Consider the following 23,948-nt stretch of genomic DNA (forward strand, 5'->3'; position numbering starts at 1 on the left):
CTAAACCTTGCTCAAAGTGTGAGTACGATTGTGAAAAATATACCTATAACTCCATAAAACAGACGCAGGAATAAACAGTACATGAGATAATAAAACACCCACAGCTACCCAAAACACACCCCACTGAACTGTTAATAATACTGCGGCGGCAAAAAATATAGTAAATAGAAGATTAATATTTAAGTTAATATTTGTTTTATCTACAGCATTGAGTAAAAGTGAATTAGCCCATCCAAATACTCTAGGGATAACTGATAAACAAATTAAAATCAAAATTGGTACGGCTGTCGTCCATTTTTCGCCAAAGACTATTGGCACATATATAGGAGCTAAAATAGCTTGGGCTAGAATAATTGGTATGACAAACGATAGAATCTTTTTTAAACTATTGACATATCTTTGCTTAAATTCTGCCAAATTTTCTCTGACTGCACATATATAAGGAAATAAGGCAGACATAAATGTATTAATCACATTTATACTAATACCAGAACCAGCATTGAAGGCGAAAAAGTAAATTCCTAATTGTTCTGTACCTAGAAACTTACCAACTATTAAATAATCTAAGTTATTTCTGATTTTATTCAAAAATTCTACAGCCAGAATATTTTTTCCAAAACTGGTAACTTCTCGCCATTTATCGAGAGAAAATTTTGTCGGAGGTCGCCAAGAGTTATTCATCCACGTAACAATAACCCAAACAGGAGTTGAGAAAACTATAGGTAAAACTATAGCCCAAATCCCCATACCTAAAAGAGCAAACACAACTGTAATCACATTTCCAACAAATGCTTGGATAGCATTACATAAAGCTGTAATCTTTAGATGGTTATCGCGTTCAATCAGAGCAGAATTAATCATGTAAATAGGGTATATCAGGTATACAACAGCTAGGGTACAGATAGGGAAGACTAGTTGTTGATTACCATAAAATTGAGCGATGGGAAATGCAGCGATACATTGGCACAAGAAAACTGAAATACCCAGAATGAGATTTAACCAAAATGAAGTATTACATATCGTGTTCAGATCCTTTTCATCAGCTTGAATAATCTTTGCGCCGATACCACCTCTGAGAGTGAAGACATTGGCAAATTCAAAAATTGTGTAGATGAGAGCCATTGCTCCGTAATCTTGGGAACTAAACATTCGCGCTAGAGTTACTGTCGTTCCTAAGCGAAAAATACGATTTATCAACTCTGCTGTTCCCAACCAACCTACATTGCGGATAAATTGACTTGATAATAGTTGTTTTATCTTTTTCATTAGCATGAGTAGCCAGTTGATATGAGCAGGTGAAATAAATACATGAACAAATAGCAAGATTAGGTTGCAGCGCCTAAAACCAATCTACGCAAGTTACGAATGAGCGATCGCAGGTTATCATAGCCTTGAGAGCCTAATAACTGCATAATCACAATAGCTACACTCAAACGTAAGAAATAGGCTGTGAAAAAAATCTGTGGGTAATGTAAAAGAGCTTGGCGACGATATTTGATTGCTTCCTGGTGATTCTTTTCATCCATACAAGTCCAAGCTGTATACAAATTTATCCACCCGTAGCTCCGGTTTCGCAAGTATAGTAGTTCTGTTGGGACAGTCTCAAAGGTTTTTTCAAAAACTCGGCGGATATTTTTGAGCATCTTCGGACGATTTTTGCTCATACTTTGTGAATGTCGGCGGTAGAGTGTGAGGGGTTCCTTGACAACCGCAAAGTGATAATGAGCCGCCAGTCTAATCCACATATCGCGGTCTTCCGAACTGGTCAATTCTGTGTCAAATAAGCCTACTTTGTCAAAACAAATACGACGCACCATCGCCGAACTACCGTTAGATATTTTGTCATTGACAACCATTTGTTCCCAGACGTACCCTTCGACATCGGAAGCGACTATCACACCTGTAGGTTTACCAGTTTCATCAGTCCAAGCTGTCCATGTATAAACTAAACCAGCTTGTGGAGAATTATCTAAACATTTCACTTGCTTTTCTAATTTACTTGGTAGCCATAAATCATCAGCATCGATAAAGGCTATATATTCTCCAGATGCGTGATTAATACCTGTGTTACGCGCTCCCGATAAGCCTTGATTTTGTTGGGAAATCACTTGCACTCGTGGGTCTGTGATTTGTGTAGTCCAGGCAATAATATTATCTGAACTCCCATCATTAATAATTAAAATTTCTATATCAGTAAATGTTTGTTGTAAGACACTCTCCACTGTGGCGGGGAGGTATTTCATCGCATTATAAGCAGGAATAACAACTGATACTTTTGGCATAAGTTTGGAGGTAATTTCAATGCGGAATTATGCAGGAGTTTAAGGTATGAGTGCTAAGATGTTTCTTCGCAAAGCTCGACTGATATTTCTGACTCCATCCAAGCCAGAAGCACCAAAGAAACGAGTTACCAGTATGGCAAATTTTTGAGACAGACCAGATTTAGAATAAATAACTTGAGGGTCGCTATTATAAGCTTGTTGACGATAATAAATAGCTTGTTCGTAATTTCTATTATCTAAAGCTCTCCAGGCGAGATATAAATAAACTAAAGCATAGGCACGTTGTTTTAAATTTTGCAATTCTGGTGGTACAGATTTAAAGGTTTTTTCGATGACAGATTGGTTTTCTCGAAATACGCGATCGCAGTTTTTTGACATACTACTACGATGTTGTCTATAAAGGGTTAATGGTTCTTTAATTAGGGCAAAGTTATATCTAGATGCAATGCGAATCCACATATCCCAATCGGATGAGCCACCCATTTCGGGGTCAAATAAACCTATTTCTTGAAAACAAAGCTTCCTGACTAAAGGTGAACTACCACAGACAACAGTAGGACATTGAATAATTTGTTTCCAGATATTACCTTCAGCATTAGTTTTCAGTATGGTTCCTGTAGATTCTCCTGTTTCATCAACTAGCATTACCCAAGTATCTACTAAGCCAATTTCTTGATTTTCATCTAAGCAAGATACTTGTTTTTCTAGTTTGCTTGGTTCCCAGAGATCATCTGCATCCAAAAATGCTATGTATTCACCTTGCGCTTGCATCACACCTGTGTTGTGTGCGCCTGTTAAACCTTGGTTTTCTTGGGTGATAAGGCGGATTCTGCCATCAGTGAGACTAGAAACCCATTCAACAATATTGTCAGAGCTACCATCATTAATTATCAATACTTCAAAGTCGGTAAATGTTTGAGCAAAAACAGTTTCCAGCGTTGTTGGTAAATAGTCCATAGAATTATAAGCTGGAATCACTACAGAAACTTTGGGCATAATGTTTAGTTCTTGAATGTAATTTAATGATTTTGTTGATCACCTTGAATAGTTTTTAAAATCAACTCACGGTACCTTAAAGCTATGTTTTCCCAACTGAAACCCAAAGCCTTCTGACGCGCTCTCACTTGCCAATCTTGAGTTAAAATCTCTCTAATAGCCGCAGCATATATATCTGGATTCGTCACATCACATAATCTACCAGCATCACCAACAATCTGACGACGCATTTCGTCATCGGTAGCAATTACAGGTAAACCACTAGCCATTGCTTCCACATAAGCCAATCCAAATGGCTCATCAATTGAGGGTAGAGTAAATACATCAGCACTACGATAAACTGTCGGCATTTGTTCATAGGGAAAACTTTGAATCTTAAAACGCTCTTTCCCTAATAACTCATCACCCTTAGCTTGAAAGTAATCACGGTCAATACCATCGCCGCATAATAATAAACTGATTTGGGGTAAACGGGCTACTGCCTCCATAGCTAATCCAATGCGCTTATGGCTATGACGTTTGAGAGATGCGACACAAAGAACAATAGGTTTTGGCAGACCAAAATTGATGTAATTTCCTACTGGAGTAAATCTATTTATGTCTACACCATTAGGAATAATGCTCACCTTTTGCTGAGGTTGTACACTACGTACAAATTCAGCCATTGCTTCAGAAAACACAACTAATTGATCAGGATGAAACCGCAAATTACGTGTTAATGATTTACCTCCTCCCAATAAGCCGACGTGTTCGGTAAAAAGTATTGGTGTACCTTTGATAGCTCTCACAAAAGCTGCCATAGCCATCCCGCCATAGTCATTACAAGGAAATATCAAATCAGCAGATTTAGTTAATAGTTGAATAGCACAGGGGAAAAAATTGCTGAGATGTTCAATCACTATTTCAGGATGGCTAGCAAACCTAGAAAGTAGTTTAGAAATAAGCGGATGGCGGACAATGTTAAAGGCTTGAGTGCGTGAAATACCACCAGATGGAAAGGAAAAAGAGCCACAGTCAGCGCCGCTCAAAAGTTCCACATTGAAGTACGAATTAAGATGTCTTGCTAACTCTATGGCAAAAATTTCTGAGCCACCACTCCAATTTACTCCCGCACTAGGATGTACTAATACAACTCGGTAACGCTTTTGGTTTTCTAATGGTGATAGATGATTTTTGCTTGTAGAGTTAATTACTTGTTGTGTCATGTTTTGGCTGCGTCATGGATGTGCAGTTGGCGTGAATGTTGCGCGATGACATACAGTCACCTATATTGCCGTCGGCATAAATTACTAAATGAGGATGGATGATGATATCATTAGTAATTTCTGTCCGCGTCTTGAATCACGGCATAGATTTTAAAACATCACGGCCAAGGTCATTTTATCCAGATATTAAAAGAGCCTTATACCCCTAAGAGGCAGATATTTTTCTTGATTATTTAATCATTAGTGGTTTATTTTTATTTCTTAGGATATATATTTTAGTTAATATCCATTTTTTTATCAGCCAGATAATTAAATCCTGAGCATAATTTGCTAATAAAATTGGCGGGTGCAAGCGAATTGCCTGCCATAATTTTTCTCTAGCATGACGGACTGCCTCAATATTGTTAATATTCTGCTTAAGGTATTGTTGTGTAGAATATTGATAAATCCAGGCCAAACTCTGATTTTTTAAATATTGCAGTTCCGGTTTTACAGACTGAAAAGTTTTTTCAATCACTAATAATCCATTATCTTCCATATTTTTAACTTTAGTAGATGACATGGAAGTGGCAGATTGGCGATAAAAAATTTGATGTTTGCGAACTACAACAAAATTCCAATCGGCTGATAAACGTAACCAATAATCCCAATCTTCACAAGCCTTATAGTTAGAATCAAAATCTCCTACAGATTCAATGGCTTGCTTACGAACTAGGGGATTTGAACCACTAGCAAGAAAATTATTAACTAACAAATTAGCTTGGACATCACCCTCAAAGAATAGGGAAACACCAGGGATTGAAGATTTTCCCTGCTCATCCATAAAATAAGTCCAACTATAAGCAACTCCCGCCTCTGGATTTTGTTGTAATGCTGCTAATTGCAATTCTAATTTATCTGGTGTCCACAAATCATCGGCATCAAGGAAAGCAATAAATTCCCCACTTGCAAGAGAAATTCCTCTATTACGTGCTACTGGTAAACCACCATTTTCATAAGAAAATATCTTCAATCGCTCATCTTGAATATTCTGAATTAACTCTAGAGTCCTGTCAGTAGAACCATCATTAATAATAATCAACTCAAAATCTGAGAATGTCTGTTGCTGAACAGAAGATATTGTCGCTAAAATTGTGCGTTCAGCATTATAGGCAGGAATAATTACAGATATAGTAGGCATAAGTATTTCCGGATAATTTATTTTTTTGGTGTTCTCTTAATTGACAAATCCTCTTTAAGTATTGTGAGATTTTTCAGGAATATCAACCATGTGAAATTGTAATAATATCCAACTTTTAATAAGTTTTCTTATGAGACCATGAGTGTAGTCTTCTAAAAGGTTTTTTGGATAGAGAGTAATAGCCATTTTTAATCTTTTAGCGGCTAGTTTAATATCAGCGAGTTTATCACTGTTATATTTCAAACATTGTTGAGCCGTAAATTTGTAAACCCATGCTAGACTTTGTTTTTTTAGATGTTGTAATTCTGGAGGAGCTGTATTAAAAGCTCTCTCTATGACAACAGAACTATACTTTTCCATAACATCTAATTTAGATGTCATAGCAGTTGGGGACTGACGATAGATAATTTGTGCTTTTTTAACTAAAGCAAACTGCCATTTAGCCGCTAACCGTAGGTAAAAATCCCAATCTTCGCAAGATTTCAAAGTCGGATCAAAAAGTCCTACAGAGTCAATAGCTGCTCGCCGAATTAGAGGATTGGAACCGTTCTGCAAAAAATTCTTGACTAGCAGTTCAGCATAAACATCACCTACAAATGAATTAGATTCGTCAGCATAAGAATCTGCTTCATTTGCAAATTTATAATAAGTCCAACTATAAGCTAATCCTGCTTCTGGATATTCTTGTAATGCAGCAAACTGAAGTTCTAGCTTATCTGGTGTCCAAAGATCATCAGCATCAATGAAAGCAATAAATTGACCTACAGCGTGGGTAATACCGCGATTACGAGCTACGGGTAAACCACCATTTTCATAAGAAAAGATTTTCAAGCGATTATCTGGAATATTTTTCACAAGCTCAAGAGTCTTATCTGTTGAGCCATCATTGATCACAATGATTTCAATATCTAGGAAGGTTTGCTGTTGAACGGAAGCAATGGTTTCAATAATTGTTTTTTCACCATTGTATACAGGAATGATTACAGATATTATTGGCACAAAATTTAGCCTCCCTAATATTGCCACATCTACACTGGTTAATTAGTTTTTAGCAATTTCAGAAATCTCAATCAATTCCCGAACTGTATCGGCTATTTTTTCAGGATCTTTGACAAAACGACAAAAGGGGATTTGATATGTCCAAGCCTCATAAAAAGCTTCATTTTTGTGGTAGGAATTAGGGAGAAAAATATGGGGAATTCCCATCAAAGTAGAAAGAATATGACCATGTAGCCTATTTGTAATAATTAATCGATGTTGTTTGAACTGGTAAACTCCCTGATACATATAACTCCAAGCTTTGCGATGTGATTCAGGGTTATAAGATTGAGAAAAAGCAGTAGTATAGGGATGGAAATATTTCCAGATTTGACGAGTAATCCATTCATCAGGAAATAATTTGCCTTGTTCCCAACCGTGGAAGACTCTGGCGAAACTTTGAATTACAGCATTATGTGGTAACTCTTTGTAAGAGTCACTCTCATATTTATAAGAAGCCCAATCTTCTACTATTAAATTTGGCAAGTCGAGGGTATGAGGAGAACCAGCTTGATTTAAATTTAATTCTTTATCGTTTCTAAAATGATAAAGAATAGAACTTTTATTTTGATATGCAGCAGCTATCCCTGGAGTGTTAACTAATTGAAACGCTGCATCAGGGGATTTAATAATCCGACAATTAGAGAAATAATTTGTTGCTAACTGATAACTGTAGTTATCCCGAACAAATATAGTTAAGTTTGGGTGTGAATTGAAGATACGAGCAGCCTTGATTAAATTATCTTCTTCTTGGAAATAAATACTTTGGGGGAAAATGATAATTGGGTTTTCTTTGTATTCAGATATAATATACTCTCTAAAATTCTGAAACTTTAGCCATAAATCACCCAGATTTCCTCCTCCATGTAAAAAAATGGGAATTTCACATGAAGATTTGCATTTATCCATTTCTTGGACTGAGAAATTTTCAACACTGGCATTATAAGTAATTTGGGACTGGCGAGTGTTGTGCAAATAAAGCAATTCTCCCAGCCAAATTAAGTTGTCACCAATGTTTGCATGGTCAGGATAATCTAGAAGAATACATTGTTCAAAAGGCTCTATTTTACCTAAAGCTTCATGTAAGTAATTTTTGATAGTTTCTGGTGTTGTGAGATTAAGGACTTGTATCATGTGTTATTACCTATAGAGTAATGAATTGTTTTTTGTAAAAAGTGCGGTTAACAACCCAAATGTTAAAGATGGGGGCTATGAATAGTTGGCAGATAACAACTGCGATCGCTACATAAATAATTCCTCCATGCACTGATATTAATAGTCCAGTAGAAAATAGGATTGTGTAGATTAAATTCCAATAGAGAGTTAAGCGGGTTTTGCCCATTGCGTTAAGCAAAAGAAATGTAGCTCTACCAAATTGTAGGCTTAAAGCAGATAGACAAATTAGCATCAATACTGGAATAGCAGATGACCATTTCTGTCCAAAAATAATTGGAACATAAATAGGAGCTAAACAGGTTTGCAATAGAATTAAAGGTGTGATTACAAAGTAAGCTTTTTTCAGGCTGCTAAAGTATCTTTCTTTGAGGTGGCTTAAATTACTCCGCACTTCGCAAAGGTAAGGAAATAATGCTGAACCAAAGGTATTAATCACGCTCATGCTAATACCCAAACCAGCATTAAAAGCAAAATAATAAATACCTAATGCTTCAATACTTAAAAAGCCACCAATAATGAGATAATCTATATTTCCTCTTAATTTACCTAGTAATTCAATCGCTAATAAGTCTGCCCCAAAACTAATAACTTCTTTATATTTGTCTAATTTAAATAATTTAGGTGGTCGCCAAGAATGATTTCTCCAAGTGATGATAATCCAGACTGGAGTTGTCAACACCATAGACCAGACTATAGCCCATACACCCATACCCATGAGGGCAAAAACCACAATAATGATATTGCTTAATAATGATTGAATAACGTTACATAATGCTGTAATTTTAAGTCGATTTTCCCGTTCAATGATGGCAGAATTAACCAAAAACAAAGGAAACATTAAATAGACTAAACCAACTGTACAGATTGGCAAAACCAACTGTTGGTTTTTATAAAACTGAGCAATCGGAAAAGCAGCAATGCACTGGAGTAAAAAAATCGCTATGCACAAAATCCAGTTCAACCAGTAAGATGTGTCACAGATAGTTTTCACATCCTGCTCATCAGCTTGAACAATCTTTGCGCCAATTCCGCCTCTGAAGGTGAAAACAGTGGCAAAATCAAACACTGTATAAACAACCGCCATTAATCCATAGTCTTGGGGGCTGAACATCCGCGCTAGAGTGATGGTTGTTCCCAGGCGGAAGATGCGATTGGCTAATTCTGCGGCTCCTAGCGCGCCAGCATTGCGAATAAATTTGTTTGATAGTGACTGCTTGAACTTACTGATGAGCATGATGTGAGTTCTGACCTAAAATAAAATCTCGTAGTTGTTTGCCAACTATTTGCGGTGCAAAGTAACTCTCTACACGCTGTCGCGCACGTTTACCTAACTCCCGTCCCCAGGCTTCATTGTCGAGAACTTGCGCGAGTGCTTGCGCTAAGGCTGTCGCATTTTCTCGCGGTACGACTAGGCCGCCAGAAATGTCTCCACCTGCAAAAATGTCCGGTACACCAGGAGCGTCAGCCGCTACTACTGGGAGACTACAAGCCATTGCTTCCAAAGGTGCAACGGGAAACCCTTCTTGGCGAGAGGGGAGGGTGTAAACATCAGCAGCCGACAGATAGCGCTGCATGATAGAGCGATCGCTCACAAATTCATTCAGCCATAACACGCCTTTTAGCTGCATACTGGCAATACGCTGTTGCAATTGTGCGGCATCGCTACCTGTACCTACAATTAGTAGCCGCAGGTTAATATCTGGACGCTGATTGCAGATTTGCTGCCAAGCTTCTAGTAATATATCTAGCCCTTTGCGCTCTATCTCTACTCTGCCATGCCAAACGACTACCCTTGCATCCAGGGGAATATCTAGTTCTTTTCGTGCTTGCAGGCGATCGCTTCCTTGCCAAGTTGCTATGTCTACAGGGTTGAAAATTTGCCCGATTTTGCTAGCGCCAATCCCGTAAGCAGATTGGATGCGCTGAATCTCGGTTTGGGTAGCGACAATGACACCCGCGCAGTTGCGAAAAGATAGATGTCGCCAGGGAACTTCCAGCCAACTCTGAGTGCGATCGCCTCCTTGGAAGGTAGCGAACACGGGAATACCTGTCATTTTTCCCAGGAGTGTACAACTATCGAAGCGGGCATACTCATATTCTTGACACAAAATTGCTTGACAGTTCTCGCGTTTTAGTTCCTCAGCTAATAACCCCAGTGGTGTACAGAGGTAGGTTCCCACACTTTTCGCCAAATCTTTCACAGGTGTCAGCAAAGAACGGCGAATGGGATTGTTATCTTGAATCTCCTTAAAAGATTGAGCTGTACTAGCGCCGTAAACATTCAGAGATTTACGCCGCAAAGCGCGGTAAGGACGATATGTTTGGGATGGAGGTAAAACGCAGATTTGGGTATTGGTGGGTATATGAGTAAAGCGTGATGGGCGCTCAACACGGGCGGAAATGCAAAATAATACCGTCCGCACACCAGCTTCCTTGAGAGCGTTGATATAGCCAAACATCCAGCTACCGACGAACTCCTGACAGAAAGTCTCGAAAGAGATATTAATGCTATCTAAGAAGTCGTCGATCAAATCGTAACAGTGGAGTAAGGCGATCGTTGGTTCGGAAATTTGTAATTCTTTTGTATTTGTGTTCTGTGGCTCTGCAAGTTCGTGATTCAGAATATTTTTCATGCTTCTAACCTCGGAACATTCAGAGAAATACGTTTTTTCGTTAACTGCAAAACATAATTAGTCACCTGTGGGGGAAAAATCTTTTTCAAGAGAAACTTGATTAATAACTTTTGAGTTGTTTTCTCTAGTAAAATCTTTTGATTTAACCCAATTGCTGCCAACAAATGTTGTTGCGCTTGGCTAATTGCAAACTTGTCATCACGATGTTGAATATACAAACTTGAGCAATAGAGATGAAAGCTACTCATAGTATATTTTTTCAAATATTGTAGTTGTGGTGGTGCTGCTTGATAAGCCTTTTCCATTGCTATGAGACAGGCTTCTTTCATCACCTCAACTTTAGATGACATTGCCCCAGGAGTCCGACGATAAAATATTTGGTATTCAGGGACTACAACAAAATCCCAATTAGTTGCTAGGCGCAGCCAATAATCCCAATCTTCACAAGATTTGAGCATCGGATCAAATTCGCCTACTGAATTAATTGCTTCCTTACGTATCAACGTATTTGAACCACTGTGAATAAAATCACTCACTAACAGATTTTGATACACATTTCCGGTAAAAGAATATGGAGATGATGGCAAATATGCTAAAGGTTCTCCTTGTTCATCTACATCCATAAAACAAGTCCAACTGTAGGCAACTCCAGCTTTTGGATGCTGTTGCAAAGCTTTTAATTGCCTTTCCAGTTTATCAACAGTCCATAAATCATCTGCATCAAGAAAAGCAATGAATTCTCCAGTTGCATGAAGAATACCACGATTACGCGCTACTGGTAATCCCCCGTTTTTATAGTTAAAAATTTTTAACCGTTCATCTTTGATACTTTGGATAATTTCTGGAGTTTTATCTGTAGAACCATCATTAATAACAATGATTTCCCAATCAGTAAAGGTTTGGTTTTGTACAGATTCGATTGTTTTTTTAATAGTCAATTCTGCATTGTAAGCAGGTATGATCACAGAAATTAATGCCATATTTTTCATGAATAATAACTAGCTTCGGTCTTAATTACTCTCATTACTTTTGTAAAGCTAACTTGACACGCCGCATAGTGTGAAATAATGGCAGCAACTTACTATAGCCATCAGCCCCAAACCATCGCATGAGATTAATAGCTATACTCAAGCGGATATATTCTTGGGAAAAGCGTAAACTGGGATAGTAAACCAAAGCTTGCTGACAAAACTCACGAGATTTTTGATAATCTTTCTGAAGACTTTGTAGTGGCTTCCAAGCTAGGCAAAGGTAAGTAAAACCATAACTTTTATTTTTTAAAACCTGTAAATCTGGTGATGCAGTTGCAAAAGCTTTTTCAATAACTATGGCAAAACTTTGTGCCATTGCTTCCCAATTTTTAGAAGCACTATTTGAGCGTTGTCTGTAGTAAACTAAAGCTTCCTTAACAACCTTAAAATCATAACTTGTGGCAATACGTAGCCACATATCCCAATCTTCTACATAAGAGCCTAAATTGCGGTCAAATAAACCTATTTTTTCAAAACAGATTTGACGTACCATAGCCACGCTACCACACTCAACAATATTATGTTCAGTCAACTGTGGCCATACATAACCTTCTACCTGGTTTTTAAATATTTTTCCTGTTGATTTACCCTGCTCATTAATATAAGCAACCCAGGTATAAACCAAACCAACTTCTGGATTTTCATCCAAAACTTTTACTTGTTTTTCTAATTTAGTCGGCTCCCAAATATCATCAGCATCCAGAAATGCAATATATTCGCCTGAAGCATTCAGAATACCAGTATTTCTTGCTCCTGCTAATCCTTGATTTGCTTGAGAAATTAATTTGATTCTAGGATCTAAAATTTGAGAGATGAATTCTTCAGTTTTATCAGAACTACCATCATTAACAACTATCACTTCAAAATCGTTATAAGTTTGCCTGAGAACACTATCAAGTGTCTCTGGTAAATAAGGCATGGCATTGTAAGCAGGAATGACTACAGAAACTTTTGGCATATCTTAAAATTCTCCTGAATATAACATTTCCTAATCTGCTGAAGCACCGATTACACCACTAGTAAATTAGGCAATCTCCCCGCCCCTTTGCGTTTAAAAACATAAACGCTCAAGCATTAGCAGTTTTTCTAGGTTGAAAAGTAAGGATTAATGGTTTTTCAATGAACGAATGAACCAAACAACCAAACACAATAGATATTGCAGCAATTAAAAGACCAATACTATTTAAAACAAAAATATTTTCGGTCATACTGGGATAAATCTTTTGGATAAGTTTGCTAATATTATTAATCGCAAATCCATGTGCCAAGTAAATAGAGTAAGAAGCATCACCTAAATATACAAGTAAAGGAGGAACCTGAATATTTTTTGTGTTCTCTAGAGAAACACAACCTAGCACAAGCAACATAGAAGGAATACCAAAGGTAATGACTTGCGACAGATTGACAATTTGATGGTGATAATTAATTGCCGACAATGTGTAAAGAAAAGCGCCCACAGAGATTAAAACCATACCCCATTTAATTTTGGATCTAGCAAATAAATATGCTGCCAAGCAACCCAAGGCAAATTCCAGATTATAATGACTGAAAATGAACTTAAGAAATACGCTATCTGGTGGTAAATTCAGTAATCCCCAAAAATTACCGAATACACCCAATAGCCAAACACCAACTATGGGGAACGAAATTCTAGTTGGTAAAGCAATTAATAAAGCAAAAATTATATAGAATAAAATTTCATAGCTTAAAGTCCAGCTTACCCCCAAGAAACTACTCGAAAGAACTTCTTGCTGTTGGGGAAACAAGGTAAATGCTTTGAGCATCTCAATTAAGCTTCTTTCTGTGCTGCTGGGATTATAAGAAAAGCTAAAAGAAGCTAACAGTTTTAGGCTAAGAAAAACCCAATATATGGGGTAGATACGTAAAAATCTTTTGAATAAAAATGTAAATGTTTTACTTTTGTTAGCGATATCTTTTTTGTGAACATACAAAATAATAAATCCACTCAAGACAAAGAAAAAGTCTACACCAGAACCACCGAAATTAAATATTTTGAACCAAAAATTTTGACCAAAATTTTGGTTAAAAATCAAGTCTCCATGTGCAAGGACTACCAGCACTGCTGCTAACCCCCGCAATACTTGGATAGTATAAAGTTTTTTCTTAGGTTGAGAATTATCTGCCATGATGTTTCCTTATTCTTAATCTATTTAATCTGGAATTTGAGAATTTTTATTTGTTAGTTGTTTTTTCCTTGTGGATGGAATTTTTATACCAATTTGAAAAAAGAATGTGACAGATACACAACCCCAAACGCTTGTTATGCCTTAATTCTTAATTTTGAATTTTGAATTCCTATTATGTTGTTGGCTTGGTATTCCAATCCCAACCCGCCACCGCCAGCAAAGTAAACCAATAAAAAAACAACATGGTATGACTCCAAACATTTTCGGTAATCATCCCCACAGGAATGGTTAAAATAAGTGCTAATAAAACCAAGCAAAGACTATTCTGTGTTTTATTAGAGAGCGATCGCCTCATTAACTGGACAATTCGCCCTATCTGTACGCCAAAGAAGGCTATAAAGCTGACTAAACCGACAATTCCACCTTCTGTTAACGCCCGGACATAATCGTTATGGGCATATAAACCATTACTGGCAATATGCGTAGTCACGCCCAACCCGTAACCGAACAGTGGGTACTGTTTCCAGGCTTCGAGTAATTCGTGCCATTGGGCAATTCGCCAGTTGAAGCTGTTATTGTCGCTATAAGACAAGAGAATTGCTCGCCATATATCTATATCTGGGTTGAGCAATGGTGTTTGTGCTATTGATCCCAGCCGTTGTTGTCCAAACTCTGTACTACCAAATAGAAATATCACTAAGCCGAAGAAAAACGCCGCACCGATAAGCTTCAATAAACTTAATCTGGGAGCAATTAACACCAGCATAAATACAGCCAACATCATCAAGCTAAACAAGGCTTTGGTGCTGACATAAAAGAAAGCCAATAAGCCCAGCAACAGCAACCAAGGCCAGCGTACTTTGGTAATAGTTAGCTTCCAGGTAGTCAGCCCAATAAACAATAACAAGAAGGTAGCAAAACTGTTGGGATGTCCAATACTGCCTCTAATGCGAGAACCTTCAGACAAAACCCCTCCAGACAAAGGTGCAAACTGGGATGGCAAAATCCCAGGCACAAACATTTGTAAAAATGCGATCGCCAGAGGAATGACTAAAGCCCAAAATAGGAGATTGATTACTGTTTGGGGGTGAGTCTTTTCCTTTAGCTGCATGACTAGTAAATAAAGCATCAGCCAGGAGAACAAGCGAACCCATTCCCGCAAACTAGTAGCAAACACCGCGCCATCCAGTCCTAGTCCACCTATAGGTAAAAGAACTAGCCACATTGTTTGGAAAATTACCCAAGCAACGAAGAACCACAAAAACCAATCGGTGTGGACAGTACGCTTTTGCAACAACAGGACGACTACATATAGTAAGGTGAGGATATCGATAGCGATCGCAAACGCAGAGGGTAAGGGCGGAGAAACAATACCATCTATGGCACTGCGAATAATCAAAGCGCTCAATACGGCTTGTTCTAGGTTTTTAAAAAAGAAACCCAGTACCACTAATGAAACTACCGCTAAACCAGGTAAAACTGGACTAGCACCAGCAGCAAACCCGGCAATCAAACCGACGATTAGCACTACAAGCCAGATGGCTAGAGCAGAAAAGTTAATTGAGCGCTGATAATTCCTCATCTTCAGTTCGACCTAGAATCATTAGCGGAATTTCTGGCGCTACTACCCAGAGATGTTAAACGTCTCAAAGGTCTAGATAATATCGAGGGATATTCCTCTGATGGGTAACGGTAGTATTTTTCTGTACCACTTGTCATACCATTGACCACTACCCCCAAAACGGGAATGCGATTTTGGTTGAGTTCTGATACGGCTCGTTGTAATACCTCCTTCAGGGTAAAACCGGGGCGTGTGGTGAGGATGACTCCATCACTCATCTGACTCAAGGTGGAAGCATCAGCGCAGGCGCTCAAGGGTGGAGTATCAATAATGACTAAATCGTAGCGTTGGGCTGCTTCTGCCACTAGCGCTTTCATCGCTGCTGACTCTAGGATCTGGGAAGGTCTTCCCCTTAACTCTCCGCAAGTCAACACCGAAAGATTTTCTATGGTTGTTGACTGCACCGCACTGAGTAAAGGTCTAGTCCCATCAATTACATCTGTAATTCCTGGTCTGGGAGGTAGATTAAATAAGGTATGTTGTGAGGGTTTACGCAAATCTGCATCAATAATTAATGTCCGTCGAGATAACATGGCAGAGACCGCAGCCAGATGGGAAACAATAACTGACTTACCTTCTCCAGCCAGGGGGCTGCTGACAACTATTACCTGCAAATTGTCCACATTGCGAAACTCTAGATTCTTCAGCAGCATCCGGTAAGGTTCCACCAAACCCAAGTCATCAAGAAATTGTTCTGCCGGTTCTAGACTCAGTTTGGTAGCAGGAAGACGGGGTAAAACTCCCAACAATGGTAATTGCAGTAACTCCTCCGCTTCTGTCGCATCGCGCAGAGTATTATCCATGAGTTCCAGTAGCAATACCAACCCTACCGCTAAGATGCTGCCAAAGAACCCAGCAATCACAAGTACTACTGTACGTTTCGGAGATGTGGGTAACTCTGGGGCTACAGCCGTTTCGATGATGCGGATGTTGCTAACTTTCTGCGCCTCCGCAATCTGCGCTTCTTCTAGTTTGCTTTGGAGAAACTTCAGTGATTCGGCGGCTTCTTCCCGTTGACGTGTCAAGACGGTTAACGGTTGCTGTTGAATGGGGATGAGTGCCAAACGACTTTGAATATTAGCTCTCATTTTCTGGATAGCATTCAGCTTATTTTCTACGGCTAAACGCGTAATATCGTTCGTGATTAAATCAGAAATAAGGGTTTGACTAATTTGGTCATTAGATAAATTGTTGAAATTAGCTGTTTGGTTACTAGAAGATACCCTAGCCATTTGCTGTCCATACAAAGCCCGGATTTCATCCCTTTGTTGGACTAGATCCAAAACTGTGGGATGGGCTTCTTGATATTTGGTACGCGCTTCTATGAGTTTGGTTTCGATATCAGTTAACTTAGTTCGCAATACCTTGAGTTGTTCGTCTTGCCCTTCTCTGACAGAGGCATAAGCGGTATTGATATTTTTCGCATCTGTCACTTGGCGTAAAGATGCGTCACGCGATCGCGTCTCTTGGAGTTGCACCGCCAAGATGCGTTCTTGATTTTCCAGTTCCGCTAAACTATTTACCAAACTCCTGGTCTGATCATCTGTGGCGACAACGCCGCTTTGCTGTCTGTATTTGGTTTCCGCGAGTTCTGCTTGTAGTAGCCTTTGACGCGCTATAGGTACTTTTTCGGCCAAAAATTCCCTGACCTTAGTAGCTTCAGAACTGATGGTTTTGATATTTTCCTCCACCATCGCCTGGGATACAGCATTGAGAATCTGCGCTGCTTGATTTGGATTGGGACTTTGATATCTCAAATCTAAAATGTTAGTCGCTGGGACTATAATCACTTTCAAATTTGAGCGAATATCCGAAGCTGTTAGTGGTTTTTGTGTGGAACTATCTTTTATCGGCGGATTGAGTTTAGAAATAGCTAGTTGCAAGACTGTTTGTGACTTCAGTAACTCTGCCTGATCTGCTAAGGGGTTACGTCCAATGGCTGTAGAGTTTATCTGGGTCAAGTCACGCCCCAATTCAGACACACTCGCCTTTTTATCATCCAACATCAATCGTGCTGATGTTTCATACAAACGTGGTGTCACCGCCAAGTAAGCAAATGATGCTCCGATGACAGATGCAAACACAGTCACCGCCGGAAAGCCTCTGCGTCCCAAGACCCCCAATAAGGTTGAAATGCCTTTTCCCATTACATATACCTGTAATTCACAATACTCTACAAGAAGGCTTGCACCTGTGTGGTGAAGAAGCCAGAAATGAGAATCTTCTGGACTCTGACTTCTGGATGTGTGCAATTATTCTTTACTGCCAACTCTGGCTAGACTAACTTCTCTAGAATTCGCTATACCGACTGGTTGAGATGAACTTAACAGCGTTTTGTATAGTTTGAGATTTTCCGCAGTTATATGCTCCCAACTATAATTTACTTGAATATTTCTTTGGGCATTTTTAGCCATTGCTGCTATTTGTTGGGGATGATGAATTGCCCAATCCAAGGAACTCACTAAAGAGTCTGTATTACCAGCCATAAATAGGGTTCCCATGCCTCCATTAATCAATTGTTGGTGAGGCAGAATATCGCTGGCTACTACTGGAACACCTTCCTGCATAGCTTCCAGCATTGCTAAAGGTAATCCCTCTAAATCAGAGGGTAAAACAAACATTCCCGCACCGCGAACAATTTCCCATAAACGAGAGCCGCGCAGTTCACCTGCAAAAATAATATTGGGATTATTAGCGACCTTTTCTAATAATTGAGAGGTATAAGATTGAGTATCGCTAACACCTCCGGCTAATACTAGTTTCCATCCTGGTGCTTGTAATTTAGAGAAGGCTTCAATCAGCAAATCAGGACGCTTTTCGGGAACTATTCTGCCAACAAATATCATGTAACGCCCAGGCTCTAGACCCAGTTGTTTACCATAGGTAAAACTGGGGTCTGATTCACCGTAGCTGGCGGGAGCGTTGGGGATATAAACTGTGTCCCGTCCATAGGTTTCGGCAAAGTAGGTTTTGAGAGCATCAGAGACAACAACCATGCCGTGAGCAAAACGGACGGCTGCCTTTTCTCCACTTTGAATTAGCCGAGTCGAGAAACTACCCCATTTGGCGCGTTGCCAATCTAAACCTTGACAAGTAACTACAATTTTCGCTGAGTTGGCAACTCTGGGTAGGAAAGTGAACAGAGAGGGGCCAAGAGCATGGAAATGTACAATATCATATCTCTCTGCGGTTGCAGCGATCGCTCCTAACGCAGAGGTGATGAATGCGTCTGCTCCTCTAGCAGCTATCCCAGGTAAGGAAATGACTCGCACACCTTGAAAATCATAATTTCCCAGCCAAGAAGTGTCTGTATATGAAGAACGGGCGAATAAATCCACACTATGACCTTGTGCAACTATCCGAGGATATACTTCTGCACAGTAATGCTCAATGCCACCCTGTTTAGGAGGAAGACCTTTTGCACCAATTACAGCAATTTTCATAGTCATGATGTTGAATTCTTTGATGAGGGAACACACTAAAATTAAAGACAGTTGGGAAAACTGTCTGTTTGTCAGCTAATGACCGAGAACTCTTTTAATTCCCAGCGATTTAACATATCGCCATAAACATCTCTCACGACAGTACGCGCAGCATAAGGTTGTGCTGTACGGATACAAGCCTCAATGGGATAATCTTGTGGTTTTAATAGTATCCGTCGTAAGCCATCGGCTATAGAATCCGGTGTCCTTTGCTCACAAACAATACCACTATCACAATGAAGTAATTTAGGAGTTTCACCGCATTTAGTTGTTACCACTGGCGTTCCACTAGCCAAGGCTTCTAAAACAACTAAGGGTAAACCTTCATAAGCACTGCTGAGAACAAAAGCACTACTCAAGCGATGTAATCTAGCCAATTCTTTTTGTTTCAATGCTCCCAGCATTGTCACCTGACTGGATAAGCCTAACTGTTCAATTTCCTGACGTACTGGAGTTGCTAATTCTCCATCGCCTGCTATTAATAGGTGCGTGTGGGGTTGATTTAAAGCGGCGAAAGCACGTACTAACAACACGGGATCTTTTTGGGGATGCAGTCTTCCAGCAAACAGAATAAAACGTGTTGCTGGGTCTAGTCCCATCTGCAATGCCAATTCGCGCCGATTCGCTTCTCTTTGTGGCTGACTCCCAGAATAGAAAACCTCGTTATCAAAGGAGTTTTTGACGAATGCCACACGGTCTTGTAATTGGGGATAACGCTGGCGGTAAAACTGTGCAGCATCAGTGTTACAAGACAATATCTGACTAAACTGGCGGATTAATATACTCTCAAGAGCAAAGTAAGCTGCTGGAAATCTGCGCCACAGTATGGCTTGGCGATCGGCCACAGTTGCCATCTGTGTGTGAATATCATTGTGAATAAATATCGTTTTTTCTCCCTGCCAGTTCATGGCTGCCAAGCTTGGCTCAAGCCGATGAAAGTGCATAAAATCTGATGACAGGGAACGGCCTAATAATGCCGCCGTATATCTGACTGTAGTCGGAATTAAACCTCTAACGTTATCGTCTTCTAACTTGAGAATCGGTAAAAAGCTAACTTCTCTACCTGCAAATTCTGCATCTTGCCATTTACCAAGGGGCTGACTAGAATCGCTAGCTGTTCCCACTAGCCGCACTTCAAAATCACTAGGAGCATACTTGATAAACGTGTTGATTAATGTCTGAATTCCTCCAATAGAAGTTTGCCAGGGATTAAACTGGTAAAAGATGGTTAGAACTGGTTTACGCATTACTCACACCCTAGGCGATATCATCACCCCGCAAGTTTGCAATCTAAGTCAATAGGGAAAACACTGCAAAATAGTTGTAAATTTTATAACTACTTTACATAATAACACACAGGTATATGGTAGTATCTCTAGGTTGAAAAGTCACTGTATCATTCCACTCTTTATAAAAACTTTACATTTTAGAGAGTATATACACTTGTAAAACACTTATGCAACACATAGGACTACTATTTGATTTGTGAATTATATGTAGGATGGGCAAAGCCTACCTTATCAGGGTTTTGGTGGGCATTACTCACCCTAAAGATACTTATGTTTGTTCAATAATCAAATCGAATTCCTAGAGAATTTAATTTCATTAATTTAAATCAACTTCATCATAACTTCATCAAGTTTGTGTATTTGTGCGGAAACAGGCTTATTGTCTTTTGTATTTGCCTGTACTTTGCTTTTTTCTAATTAAATGTGCTGACAGTATTAATAGATTCATTGGGGGATTGGGGATTGGGGACTGGGGATTGGGGACGAAATTTACTCCCTGGCTCCCGTTCGCGTAGCGTCCCGTAGGGAAGTTCGTCGGGAGGGAAACCCTCCTTGCGACTTCTCTTCCTGCCTCCCCTACATATCGTTCAACCCTTGCAAACGCACAGCCACACTACCTGCGTGGGCTGGTAAACCCTCGGTTTCTGCAAGAGTGACGGCGGACTGGCCTATTGCCTGCAATGCTGCTTGATTGCATTCTAAATAGGTGATTCGCTTGAGGAAATCGTAGACACTTAAGCCGGAAGCAAAGCGGGCAGAACGGGAAGTTGGTAATACGTGATTGGGGCCACCTAAATAATCGCCGATCGCCTCTGGGGTATAACGACCTAAAAATAAACTACCAGCACACTTAATTTGACTAGCTAGCAATTGGGGATTATCTACACACAGTTCTACGTGTTCTGGAGCTAGTTGATTGAGCAAAGGGATACTTTCGGCTAAATCCCTAACAATAATTACTGCCCCGTGATTTTGCCAACTGCTACTGGCTACTTTGGTGGTGGGTAAAGTGGTCAAAATTTGCTCAACTGCCCCAATCACTTGCTGGGCAAAGGATTCAGAGTCAGTAATTAAAATTGATTGAGCGCTGGGATCATGTTCAGCTTGAGATAATAAATCCCAGGCGATCCATTCTGGATTGTTTTGGCGATCGGCGACAACTAAAATTTCTGAAGGCCCGGCAATGCTGTCAATCCCCACAGTCCCAAATACTTGGCGTTTGGCTTCAGCAACGTAGGCATTACCAGGCCCCACAATTTTATCCACTGGGGTGATAGTTTCTGTACCGTAGGCTAACGCCCCGACTGCTTGCGCCCCACCTATACTATATATTTCTGTCACGCCGGCAACTTGGGCAGCAGCCAGGACGGCGGGATTGATTTCCCCATGAGGCATAGGAACAGTCATAACTATGCGTTCTACACCTGCAATTTTGGCGGGCAGGGCATTCATCAAAACCGAACTGGGATAACTGGCGCGTCCTCCAGGGACATAAATTCCTACTTGCGATAAAGCTACCCAATTTAAGCCTAGTTTTACGCCTACGGTGTCGGTGTAACCGATATCCTGGGGTAATTGTTTTTGATGAAAAGAACTAATACGTTCAGCCGCTAGTTCTATGGCTGCTTTCACCTCAGCTGAACATTTCGCTGCTTGTTCGGCAATGAAAGCCGCACTCAAATGATGAGAATGGGGACTATAGTGATCAAAACGACTGGTATATTCCTGAACTGCGGCATCACCATGCGCTTTCACATGAGCGAGTATATCGCGTACTGTACCACTAACATCAACCGTTGCTTCTCGGCGATCGCTCACCAAGCTTTGAAATCTGGTAGAAAATTCTTGGTCGGTTGTTTTCAAGACTAGCATGGACAGTATCTCTGGGCTAATGCCTGTTTGCAGTAAGGACAATATTTAGTGTAGAGCGATATTAACCCTGAGTGGAAGTCAAATGCTGACTCCATCTGATAATTTTCATCTTGACTGTTGACTGGTCACAGATACCCAGTTTGTATGCAATACACTTTGACCTCTCTCCTGCGAGGAGAGAGGCTTTGAGTCTTACTCCCCTTCCCTTGTAGGGAAGGGGCTGGGGGTTAGGTCTGTATTTGACTCAATTGCAAACCTCTATATACCGTGACTTTTGCCAATCACCCAATGACGACGGAAAAACCGAGATAAGGAAGACTCATCTAAGGACAAATAAATCGGCCGACCGTGGGGACAGGTGCGGGGGTTGCGAGTACGTTGCCAATCGTCTAGTAACTTCTGCATTTCTGGTAGACTCATGGGAGTACCGTTGCGAATAGCACTGCGACAGGCGACGGCTACTTGGGCTGTTTGTAAGTCACCTCCCCAACTGAGTTCTAAAATTGCTTCGGCACAGTCTTCACGTTGTTGTAACATTGCTGGCAGGTTACGCACTGCCCAAAGTTGTTCGCCAAAGATGTCAATATCTAAACCGATGCGTTGCAGTTGAGCAACTTGGGCTGGGGATAGCTGATAAAGAATAATTGGTGGTTCAACGGGAATAAGTCGCCAGTTATCACACAATTGTTCGTATAAAACTCGCTCATGGGCAATGTGCTGTTCTACTAGCCACATTCCCCCAGAATGTTCTGCGACTATATAAGTGTTACTGACTTGGGCTACTGCTTTTAAGTAGTGCTGAGTGTTGTCTGCTGGATTGGCGTTTTGAGGATTAAAGTTATAGTTCCCTTTTTCCTCGGCGGCTTTGAGTAGTTGACTCACTCGCGTTGTCTGGACAGATTCTTTTATATTGGCAGCACTAATCCGTAGTGTTTGGTTAATGGCTTGAGTTACTTGTTCTTGCCAATAACTCAAATCGTGGAGGTAAATTTCTGTTTTGGCTGGGTTGCGGTTCCAGTTGATTTGGTCGGGGGAAATCAGAAGATGGAGAAAACAAAGGGGGTAGCGATCGCGTGGTAATGTTCTGTGGAATGCTGCCAAAATTGTTTGTTCTAATTCTGGCGACTTAATCATCCGTCCGTTAATTGCTACCCGCACCCAATCTGGACGATGGCGGTGACAACGGTCTGGCAATCCTACAACTAGGGAAAGTGTTGTGGCGTTTGCCTTGTTGTTGGTGCTGAGTTGTGGGTTTTCTGGGTTGGGTATCTCTAGCTTAATTTCTTGTAAATCACCGGGGCGTAGTTGGGGGAGGAATTGGGGTATGAGTTGTCCGGCTGTGGCGGCGGGGGAGATGGTGAACCAAATCCGGTCATTTTGCCAAACTTGCCAGGTGGTTTGGGGATGACAAAGGGCGATTTGTTGAATTGTGGCTTGCACAGCTTTCATTTGCTGTGCTGTTGTGGGTAAGCCTTGACGACGAGCCGCACAACTGGCGAATAAATTCGAGACTGTGACTACTGTACCAGGAGCGATCGCTGTCGCTTCAACTTGAGTTGCTTCCCCATTATCACCATAAACCACTCGCCAGCCCACATTTTCGGGGGCGCGACTGATAATTTCTACATCTGCTAGTGTCGTTAAACTATGTAGTGCTTCACCCCGAAATCCCAAACTATGAATTTTCCACAAATCTGCACTAGAACGAATTTTACTGGTGCTGTGGGCTGAAGCGGCTTGTTGCAAATCATCTAAGTTCATCCCGCAACCATTATCTGCCACACGAACACGCCATTGCTGCGGCCATAAATAAACTACAATTCTGTTTGCACCTGCATCCAAGGAATTTTCTACCAATTCCCGCACTACAGCAGCAAATGAGTCGATGACCTCCCCTGCTGTAATGAGGTACACGACTTCTTGAGGTAAAGCTTGAATAGTAGATGCCATAAACTATAGTTTATAACTTTTGGTACAGCAGTCAACAAGAGGCATG

18 protein-coding genes are annotated in these 23,948 nt (G+C 40.3%); all 18 read right to left on the reverse strand.

Going from position 1 to position 23,948, the window contains the following annotated elements:
- The 18 genes from GSQ19_RS09445 to mutL all read right to left on the reverse strand — a co-directional run bounded on the left by GSQ19_RS09445 (position 1) and on the right by mutL (position 23,902).
- Positions 1-1,272 carry a lipopolysaccharide biosynthesis protein gene (locus GSQ19_RS09445; protein WP_011317693.1) on the reverse strand — a complete coding sequence of 424 codons (1,272 nt, stop codon included), beginning with the start codon at positions 1,270-1,272 and terminating at the stop codon, positions 1-3.
- Between the two features lie 53 nt (positions 1,273-1,325).
- The gene (locus GSQ19_RS09450) at positions 1,326-2,282 is read right to left on the reverse strand and encodes a glycosyltransferase family 2 protein (protein ID WP_011317694.1); all 957 of its coding nucleotides are present in this window, start codon (positions 2,280-2,282) and stop codon (positions 1,326-1,328) included.
- Between the two features lie 39 nt (positions 2,283-2,321).
- On the reverse strand, positions 2,322-3,278 hold the full coding sequence (locus GSQ19_RS09455; RefSeq protein WP_011317695.1) for a glycosyltransferase family 2 protein: 957 nt from the start codon (positions 3,276-3,278) through the stop codon (positions 2,322-2,324).
- A gap of 23 nt (positions 3,279-3,301) precedes the next feature.
- The gene (locus GSQ19_RS09460; RefSeq protein ID WP_011317696.1) at positions 3,302-4,483 is read right to left on the reverse strand and encodes a glycosyltransferase; all 1,182 of its coding nucleotides are present in this window, start codon (positions 4,481-4,483) and stop codon (positions 3,302-3,304) included.
- Positions 4,484-4,712: 229 nt separating this feature from the next.
- On the reverse strand, positions 4,713-5,663 hold the full coding sequence (locus GSQ19_RS09465) for a glycosyltransferase family 2 protein (protein ID WP_011317697.1): 951 nt from the start codon (positions 5,661-5,663) through the stop codon (positions 4,713-4,715).
- 54 nt (positions 5,664-5,717) lie between these two features.
- On the reverse strand, positions 5,718-6,662 hold the full coding sequence (locus GSQ19_RS09470; RefSeq protein WP_011317698.1) for a glycosyltransferase family 2 protein: 945 nt from the start codon (positions 6,660-6,662) through the stop codon (positions 5,718-5,720).
- Positions 6,663-6,704: 42 nt separating this feature from the next.
- Complete coding sequence (locus tag GSQ19_RS09475) at positions 6,705-7,835, reverse strand: polysaccharide pyruvyl transferase family protein (RefSeq protein WP_011317699.1); 1,131 nt, start codon at positions 7,833-7,835, stop codon at positions 6,705-6,707.
- A 10-nt stretch (positions 7,836-7,845) separates the two neighbouring features.
- Positions 7,846-9,111: a lipopolysaccharide biosynthesis protein gene (locus GSQ19_RS09480; RefSeq protein WP_011317700.1), complete on the reverse strand. Its 1,266-nt coding sequence runs from the start codon at positions 9,109-9,111 to the stop codon at positions 7,846-7,848.
- Positions 9,098-10,510 carry a glycosyltransferase family 4 protein gene (locus GSQ19_RS09485; RefSeq protein ID WP_011317701.1) on the reverse strand — a complete coding sequence of 471 codons (1,413 nt, stop codon included), beginning with the start codon at positions 10,508-10,510 and terminating at the stop codon, positions 9,098-9,100. Before GSQ19_RS09485 ends, GSQ19_RS09480 begins: the two co-directional genes overlap by 14 nt.
- Complete coding sequence (locus GSQ19_RS09490) at positions 10,507-11,499, reverse strand: glycosyltransferase family 2 protein (RefSeq protein WP_011317702.1); 993 nt, start codon at positions 11,497-11,499, stop codon at positions 10,507-10,509. The genes GSQ19_RS09485 and GSQ19_RS09490 overlap by 4 nt, the downstream gene beginning before the upstream one ends.
- A 34-nt stretch (positions 11,500-11,533) precedes the next feature.
- On the reverse strand, positions 11,534-12,499 hold the full coding sequence (locus tag GSQ19_RS09495) for a glycosyltransferase family 2 protein (protein ID WP_011317703.1): 966 nt from the start codon (positions 12,497-12,499) through the stop codon (positions 11,534-11,536).
- 109 nt (positions 12,500-12,608) lie between these two features.
- Positions 12,609-13,688: an acyltransferase family protein gene (locus GSQ19_RS09500; protein ID WP_011317704.1), complete on the reverse strand. Its 1,080-nt coding sequence runs from the start codon at positions 13,686-13,688 to the stop codon at positions 12,609-12,611.
- A 172-nt stretch (positions 13,689-13,860) separates the two neighbouring features.
- Entirely contained in the window at positions 13,861-15,270 is a 1,410-nt protein-coding gene (locus GSQ19_RS09505; protein WP_011317705.1) for an O-antigen ligase family protein, read from the reverse strand.
- Between the two features lie 2 nt (positions 15,271-15,272).
- Positions 15,273-17,456, reverse strand: a complete 2,184-nt coding sequence (locus GSQ19_RS09510) for a GumC family protein (protein ID WP_011317706.1) — start codon at positions 17,454-17,456, stop codon at positions 15,273-15,275.
- 105 nt (positions 17,457-17,561) lie between these two features.
- Complete coding sequence (locus tag GSQ19_RS09515; protein ID WP_041456617.1) at positions 17,562-18,752, reverse strand: glycosyltransferase family 4 protein; 1,191 nt, start codon at positions 18,750-18,752, stop codon at positions 17,562-17,564.
- Between the two features lie 71 nt (positions 18,753-18,823).
- Positions 18,824-20,038 carry a glycosyltransferase gene (locus GSQ19_RS09520; RefSeq protein WP_011317708.1) on the reverse strand — a complete coding sequence of 405 codons (1,215 nt, stop codon included), beginning with the start codon at positions 20,036-20,038 and terminating at the stop codon, positions 18,824-18,826.
- 618 nt (positions 20,039-20,656) lie between these two features.
- On the reverse strand, positions 20,657-21,952 hold the full coding sequence (gene hisD / locus GSQ19_RS09525; RefSeq protein WP_011317709.1) for a histidinol dehydrogenase: 1,296 nt from the start codon (positions 21,950-21,952) through the stop codon (positions 20,657-20,659).
- Between the two features lie 258 nt (positions 21,953-22,210).
- A complete protein-coding gene (mutL, locus tag GSQ19_RS09530; protein WP_011317710.1) occupies positions 22,211-23,902 on the reverse strand; it encodes a DNA mismatch repair endonuclease MutL in 1,692 nt (563 codons plus the stop codon).
- Between the last annotated feature and the right edge of the window lie 46 nt (positions 23,903-23,948).

It is taken from the genome of Trichormus variabilis 0441 (assembly GCF_009856605.1).
Lineage (GTDB): Bacteria > Cyanobacteriota > Cyanobacteriia > Cyanobacteriales > Nostocaceae > Trichormus > Trichormus variabilis.

Bases quoted from the DNA above. Each gene is read 5' to 3' on its own strand.
- GSQ19_RS09460 (WP_011317696.1), bottom strand. From the start codon at position 4,483: ATGACACAACAAGTAATTAACTCTACAAGCAAAAATCATCTATCACCA.
- GSQ19_RS09515 (WP_041456617.1), bottom strand. From the start codon at position 18,752: ATGAAAATTGCTGTAATTGGTGCAAAAGGTCTTCCTCCTAAACAGGGT.
- GSQ19_RS09480 (WP_011317700.1), bottom strand. From the start codon at position 9,111: ATGCTCATCAGTAAGTTCAAGCAGTCACTATCAAACAAATTTATTCGC.
- GSQ19_RS09505 (WP_011317705.1), bottom strand. From the start codon at position 15,270: ATGAGGAATTATCAGCGCTCAATTAACTTTTCTGCTCTAGCCATCTGG.
- GSQ19_RS09465 (WP_011317697.1), bottom strand. From the start codon at position 5,663: ATGCCTACTATATCTGTAATTATTCCTGCCTATAATGCTGAACGCACA.
- GSQ19_RS09475 (WP_011317699.1), bottom strand. From the start codon at position 7,835: ATGATACAAGTCCTTAATCTCACAACACCAGAAACTATCAAAAATTAC.
- GSQ19_RS09500 (WP_011317704.1), bottom strand. From the start codon at position 13,688: ATGGCAGATAATTCTCAACCTAAGAAAAAACTTTATACTATCCAAGTA.
- GSQ19_RS09450 (WP_011317694.1), bottom strand. From the start codon at position 2,282: ATGCCAAAAGTATCAGTTGTTATTCCTGCTTATAATGCGATGAAATAC.
- GSQ19_RS09490 (WP_011317702.1), bottom strand. From the start codon at position 11,499: ATGAAAAATATGGCATTAATTTCTGTGATCATACCTGCTTACAATGCA.
- GSQ19_RS09520 (WP_011317708.1), bottom strand. From the start codon at position 20,038: ATGCGTAAACCAGTTCTAACCATCTTTTACCAGTTTAATCCCTGGCAA.
- GSQ19_RS09445 (WP_011317693.1), bottom strand. From the start codon at position 1,272: ATGCTAATGAAAAAGATAAAACAACTATTATCAAGTCAATTTATCCGC.
- GSQ19_RS09510 (WP_011317706.1), bottom strand. From the start codon at position 17,456: ATGGGAAAAGGCATTTCAACCTTATTGGGGGTCTTGGGACGCAGAGGC.
- mutL (WP_011317710.1), bottom strand. From the start codon at position 23,902: ATGGCATCTACTATTCAAGCTTTACCTCAAGAAGTCGTGTACCTCATT.
- GSQ19_RS09495 (WP_011317703.1), bottom strand. From the start codon at position 12,499: ATGCCAAAAGTTTCTGTAGTCATTCCTGCTTACAATGCCATGCCTTAT.
- GSQ19_RS09455 (WP_011317695.1), bottom strand. From the start codon at position 3,278: ATGCCCAAAGTTTCTGTAGTGATTCCAGCTTATAATTCTATGGACTAT.
- GSQ19_RS09485 (WP_011317701.1), bottom strand. From the start codon at position 10,510: ATGAAAAATATTCTGAATCACGAACTTGCAGAGCCACAGAACACAAAT.
- hisD (WP_011317709.1), bottom strand. From the start codon at position 21,952: ATGCTAGTCTTGAAAACAACCGACCAAGAATTTTCTACCAGATTTCAA.